Annotated in this window: 2 protein-coding genes; both read left to right on the top strand. The window is 44.9% G+C overall.

The genetic code is table 11. The features are described from left to right. Window positions 1-202 (top strand): GTP-binding protein (locus A3751_RS01420; protein WP_304438991.1); only part of this gene is annotated, 202 nt, incomplete at its 5' end. A 174-nt stretch (window positions 203-376) separates the two neighbouring features. Next, a partial coding sequence (locus A3751_RS01425; RefSeq protein ID WP_197466089.1) for a DUF6160 family protein occupies window positions 377-677 on the top strand: 301 nt, incomplete at its 3' end.

The following is a 677-nucleotide window of genomic DNA, read 5'->3' on the forward strand; positions in this document are numbered from 1 at the left end:
TGGTATTACCAAATCTGACTTATTGATTATTAATAAGATTGATCTTGCTCAGCAGGTAAACGCTTCTCTTGAAGTGATGGAGCGTGATGCTACAGCGCAGCGAGGCGATAAACCCTTCATTTTTACCAATATGAACACGAAGCAGGGCGTTGATACGATTATTGCCTTTATCCAAGATAGAGGAATGCTTAGACCAGCCTAGCCTCCACACCCTCGAGTGAGATCTTTGTCACACACTTGATCTCACTCACTTCACTCTATATGGCTAAGTAATCGCGGTTTATGTTAAAGTTTGTAACAGCGTGCAGCCTCTGCTCTTCCTCAAGTTGACGCTTAGAACATAAAAATAAATGAACCGTTGATAAAGTTGTCCAACATGATCTCGATGAAAGCTCAAGCCAAAAAGACGGCGCTGTGCGTTGCGATTGCAAGCGCGTCAGGTATCGTCGTGGCGGAACTCCAACCTCTTGATGAAGTGGCGTTAAACAATATCAGGGGGCAGGCTGGGCTCACTATCGATATCGAGACGAAGCATACCATCGGCGAATTTGAATACGTTGATGCGGGCAGCTTGTTCATTCGTGATATGAGTTTTGGCGGCATCGACGGCGGCTTTGCTGATAATCTTCGAGCAAAAATAGATATTTCTGGTCCTAACGAGCGTATTCAGAAAGGTT

Source organism: Oleiphilus sp. HI0080 (assembly GCF_001635135.1).